The sequence below is a fragment of the Anaerorhabdus sp. genome (assembly GCF_036637135.1).
GTDB lineage: Bacteria > Bacillota_I > Bacilli_A > Erysipelotrichales > Erysipelotrichaceae > Anaerorhabdus.
The window spans coordinates 1-5,424 of record NZ_JAVWNC010000092.1; the positions used below are offsets into that span (position 1 = coordinate 1).

Annotated in this window: 4 protein-coding genes; all 4 read left to right on the forward strand. The window is 33.7% G+C overall.

The window, feature by feature from the left end; all coding sequences use genetic code 11:
* On the forward strand, positions 1 to 1,032 hold a 1,032-nt coding region (locus RR643_RS11090; protein ID WP_332483249.1), incomplete at its 5' end, for a glycine--tRNA ligase.
* Positions 1,033 to 1,046: 14 nt separating this feature from the next.
* A complete protein-coding gene (dnaG, locus tag RR643_RS11095) occupies positions 1,047 to 2,834 on the forward strand; it encodes a DNA primase (RefSeq protein ID WP_332470044.1) in 1,788 nt (595 codons plus the stop codon).
* Positions 2,835 to 3,534: 700 nt separating this feature from the next.
* Positions 3,535 to 4,761, forward strand: coding sequence for an RNA polymerase sigma factor RpoD (rpoD, locus tag RR643_RS11100; RefSeq protein ID WP_442878364.1), 1,227 nt, complete (start codon positions 3,535 to 3,537; stop codon positions 4,759 to 4,761).
* Between the two features lie 3 nt (positions 4,762 to 4,764).
* Positions 4,765 to 5,424: tRNA (adenine(22)-N(1))-methyltransferase (locus RR643_RS11105; protein WP_332483250.1), on the forward strand; the 660-nt coding region annotated here is incomplete at its 3' end.

The window sequence follows — 5,424 nt, forward strand, 5'->3', positions numbered from 1 at the left end:
TGGTCAAATGATGAAATGATGCAATACATCAAGGATAATCATATTGCTTGTCCTGATTGTGGTGCACATGACTTTACTGATATTCGTCAATTTAATTTGATGTTTAAAACATTCCAAGGAACTCTTGAGGATTCGAAGAACACGATTTTCCTTCGTCCTGAAACTGCTCAAGGTATGTTTGTGAACTTTAGAAATGTACAACGCTCAATGCGTAAGAAATTACCATTTGGAATTGGACAAGTAGGTAAATCATTTAGAAATGAAATTACTCCAGGTAACTTTATTTTCCGTGTTCGTGAGTTTGAACAAATGGAAATGGAATTCTTTTGCCAACCAGGTACTGATTTGGAATGGTATGAATACTGGAAGAAATTCTGTATGGATTGGATTTTATCTTTAAATGGTGGAAGTGATGCGAATTTACGTTTCCGTGAACATGCAAAAGAAGAATTAAGTTTCTATTCTGTAGGTACATGTGATATTGAATATGAATATCCATTTGGTTGGGGTGAATTATGGGGTATTGCAGATCGTACAAACTATGATTTGACAAGACACATGGAACACTCAAAAACTTCAATGGAATATCTAGATCCAACAACAAATGAAAAATATATTCCTTATTGCGTAGAACCTGCGGTAGGAGTTGAGCGTCTATTCTTAATGTTCTTTTGTGAAGCTTACGATGAAGAGGATCTTGGTGAAAATGACTCACGTATTGTTATGCATTTCTCGCCAGCGCTAGCACCAATTAAAGCATGTATCTTACCATTATCGAAACAGTTAAGTGAAAAGGCACGTGAGTTATATGCAGATCTTGCAAGTGACTTTACATGTGATTTTGATGAAGCAGGAAGTATTGGTAAACGTTATCGTAGACAAGATGCAATTGGTACTCCATTCTGTATCACAGTTGACTTTGAAACTGAAAATGATGGTTGTGTAACAATTCGTCATCGTGATTCGATGGAACAAGAAAGAATATTGTTAAGTGAAGTAAAAGAATATATTTCAAAAGCAATTAAATTCTAGAGGAGGGATTGCTTATGCGCTTGAATGATGAAGATATTTTAAAAGTTCGTAGTAGCGCAGATATAGCGGATATTATTGGCCGATTTATCCCATTAGTAAAAAAGGGAAAATCATTCACAGCTGTATGTCCGTTTCATGATGATCATGATCCATCCTTGTCTATCTCTCAAGATAAACAAATTTATAAATGTTTTGTGTGTGGTGCTGGAGGAAATGTATTCACATTTGTGCAAGATTATGAGCACATTACCTTTCCTGAAGCAGTTATAAAGGTAGCAGACTTAATAGGTCAGCCCTTACAAGTAAGCGTAAACGATTTCGTTAAGCAAGTTGATCCGCATAAAGAAGCCGGGTTTAAAGTCATGAATGAAGCAATTCAATATATGATGTATACACTCAATTCTGCATCAGGTTCAACGGCTAAGGAATATTTACATAAAAGAGGTTTAGATGAAAAGATGATTCAATTGTTCCAAATTGGATACAATGATGAATCAGACAATTTAACTAAATTTCTAAAAGCAAAAGGATACAAAGATAGTGATTGTATCGCTACCAATGTTACAAAGATTACTGAATCAGGTATTCACGATGTTTTTACATCACGTATCACATTTCCGATACATGATGTGGATGGGAATCCAATCGGCTTTAGTGCTAGAACAATGGATCCCAACAATCCAAGTAAATACATTAATACTACGGAGACAGAATTTTATGTAAAAGGAAATACAGTTTATAACTATCATCGTGCTAAAAACGATGCAAGAAAAATGGGCTATATTTTAGTGGTAGAAGGGGTTACTGATGTAATCGCATTTGCACGAGCAGGTATTACCAATGTTTGTGCAACACTAGGAACTGCATGTACAACAAATCAATTGAAACAATTGAAACAATGTAGTTCAACGATTAGATTTTGTTACGATGGAGACCGTGCTGGTCAAGCTGCAACTTATCGTGCTAGTAAAATGGCAATTGAGTTAGGTTGTAAAGTTGAAATCGTTTCAAATAAAACGGGACATGATCCTGATGAGATTATCAAAGAGTTTGGGCTAGAAAAATTACAAGCAATGGTGAAAAAACCAATTACTTGGATTGAATTTGTCTTTGACTACTTAAGTACGAAATATGACTTGGATAATTACTCGAGCAAAAAAGAATTTGCACAGGAAGTGATGAGTGAGATTAAACTATTAAGCGATGATTTTGACAGACAGAACTTTACTCATCAATTGTCAACAATGACTGGATTTAATTTTCAATCTATGTTGAATGAGACACAAGTTTCTAAACAAAAAGAAATCGTTCAAACAAAGAGGGTTCAACCGATTGCTCAAACCATAGACGGTAGAAATAAAGCAGAAGATATTCTCGTGTTACAAATGCTATTAAGCATTGATGCAGCAGAAATCTATAAAGAAAAGTTAGGATTTCTTACCGGAGAAAAGCAACAAAAAGTTGCGATGATGATATTGGATGAGTATCGGAAAACTGATTTGATTGTTCTTGCCGACTTTATGGATTCACTGAGAAGTGATGAGTTGAAAAAGTATTTAATTGATTTAACTACTTTAGAAGCTATTCCACAAAGTTATGAAAAAGAAATTGTAATTGGAGCGATAGACCGAATTAAAAAATGGTTGTTGGAAGAGAAGGTTCAAAACCTTAAAACGCAAATCAAAACCATTGTTAATGAGGAAAGCAAGATTGCATTGATGCAAGAATATAGTAATAGTTTAGTGGAACTTAGGAGGTATATCGATGAAGAAAGTCGTAAAAAGCAAAACAGTAGCACCTAAGGCAGTAAAGAAGGTTGTTACAAAGAAAGTGGCTACAAAGAAAGTGGAACCTAAGAAAGTTGTTGCGAAAAAAGTGACAGCTAAGAAAACTGTGGCTAAAGCTCCAGCAAAAAAAGTCGTGGCTAAAAAGGCTCCAACAAAAACTGTTGCAAAGAAAGTGGTAGCTAAAAAAGTTGCTGCAAAAGCTCCAGTAAAAAAAGTTGTGGCTAAAGTACCTGCAAAAAAGGTTGTATCCAAAAAAGTAGAAACTAAGAAGGTTGTTGCTAAAAAGACTCCAGTTAAAGCACCTATAAAGAAAAGTGTGGCTAAAGCTGCGCCTATTAAGGTTGCTTCAAAGAAAACACCAACTAAGAAAGAAGTAAAAAAAGTTATTCAAAAACCAACAAAGAAAGTAGAAACTGTTAAGGCTAAACCTGTTACAAAAAAGGTTGAACCGAAGAAAGTTATCGAAAAGAATATTGTTAAGAAAACGAGTGAAGTTGTAGTTAAAAAGGCTATTACTAAAAAAGTCGAACCCATCAAGACAACAGTAGTTAAAAAGAAAGTTGTTCATGAAGATAAACCGGAAACGACTCAATCAATTAAAAAGAATGTAGAGTTAAAACCTGTACCTGAAGTAAAGGAAAAGGTTGTAGGAAAAGTGAAGAAAGATTCGCAAGAAAAGGAAGAAAAGAATAAATTGGAAACTGTAATTGAGAATATGAAAGCCCAAGGGGATACACCAAAAGCAACAAAGAAACAAACTAAGATTGAAATTTATAAGGGTAAAGGAAAAACAAAACAATTAAAGACTTTGGATGAATTGAAAGAAGATTACAAAGAAATCTTTAAGAAAGATAAAGCAATTTTTCAAAATGATATTTTAAGTTCGTTGGATCATTTAGATTTAGATGATACTTCAATGGAAGATTTATATGAATGGTTTGCAGCAGAAGAAATTATTATTTCGGAAGATGAAGATATTGCGGAAGAATTAGATAGTGGTGATGACATTGATTTTCTTGCAGATGATGCTGAGGAAATTGAAGATGAAGTAGAAACTATCGTAAAACCAATGTTAGAAATTAACTATGCTGAATCTGCAAATATCAGAATTAATGATCCAGTAAAAATGTATTTAAAAGAAATTGGTCGTGTACCACTTCTTAAAGCGGATGATGAACCTGAAATCGCAAAACGTATTGAAGAGGGGGATGAAGAAGCTAAACGTATTCTTATCTCAGCTAACTTACGTCTTGTTGTATCAATTGCGAAGAAGTATGTAGGGCGTGGTATGTTATTCTTGGATTTAATTCAAGAAGGTAATATGGGTTTGGTTAAAGCGGTTGAAAAGTTTGACTATACAAAAGGGTTTAAGTTTAGTACTTATGCTACTTGGTGGATTAGACAGGCGATTACCCGTGCTATAGCTGACCAAGCTAGAACAATTCGTATTCCTGTACATATGGTTGAAACAATTAATAAATTAACACGTATTCAACGTCAACTTGTACAAGATTTAGGAAGAGAACCAACAGCAGAAGAAATTTCTGCAAAGATGGATGGTATCTCACCAGAAAAAGTTAGAGAAATACAAAAGATTGCACTTGAACCAGTATCACTTGAAACTCCAATTGGGGAAGAAGATGATTCTCACTTAGGTGATTTCATTGAAGATAAAGATGCAATGAGTCCTGACCAATATGCAAATAACCAATTACTAAAAGATGAAATTAATATGGTTCTACAAGGATTAACGGAGAGAGAAGAAAAAGTATTACGTTTACGTTTTGGATTATATGACGGACGTACTAGAACTCTTGAAGAAGTAGGTAAAGAATTTAATGTAACTCGTGAAAGAATTCGTCAAATTGAAGCAAAGGCTTTACGTAAACTTAAACATCCAACACGGTCAAAACGTTTACGTGATTTTGTCGACAAAGGTTAAACTTTGAATAAAAGATTAGAGACAATAAAAAGTCTTGTAGAACAAGGTAGTGTTGTAGCGGATATTGGAACGGATCATGCGTTTATACCCATTGCATGTATCAAAGAAGGTATATCACCTAAATGCTATGCATGTGATGTCATTGATGGACCTTGTAAGATTGCGAAAGCAAATATTGAAGAAGAAGGTTTATCGAGTCAAATAGAAGTAATTAAATCGAATGGATTTGAAAATGTACCATTGGAGATTGATTGTGCTATTATTGCAGGTATGGGATTTGGAACCTGTAGAGAAATTCTTGAAGATGGAATGGAACACTTATATAAGTGTAAACAAATTATTGTTCAAGTAAATAAAGATATTATAGATTTAAGACGATGGATATCGGAACATCATTTTACAATTATGGATGAACGATTAGTTTATGATGATCGTTTCTATCAAGTTGTGGTATTTAATACAAATTATCATTCTAATTATAGTGATCTTCATATTACATTTGGACCTTTCCTTATGAAAGAAAGAAGTGAACTTTTTGTAGAGTATTTAAAAGAAAGTTTAAATACCTATATGATGATTGAAAGTGTCTTACCTAAGACAGATGTAAGGTATCCAGAATTATCGCAAAAAATCCAAATATTTTCAGCTTTATTAAACAATGAA

Bases quoted from the DNA above. Each gene is read 5' to 3' on its own strand.
- dnaG (WP_332470044.1), top strand. From the start codon at position 1,047: ATGCGCTTGAATGATGAAGATATTTTAAAAGTTCGTAGTAGCGCAGAT.
- rpoD (WP_442878364.1), top strand. From the start codon at position 3,535: ATGAAAGCCCAAGGGGATACACCAAAAGCAACAAAGAAACAAACTAAG.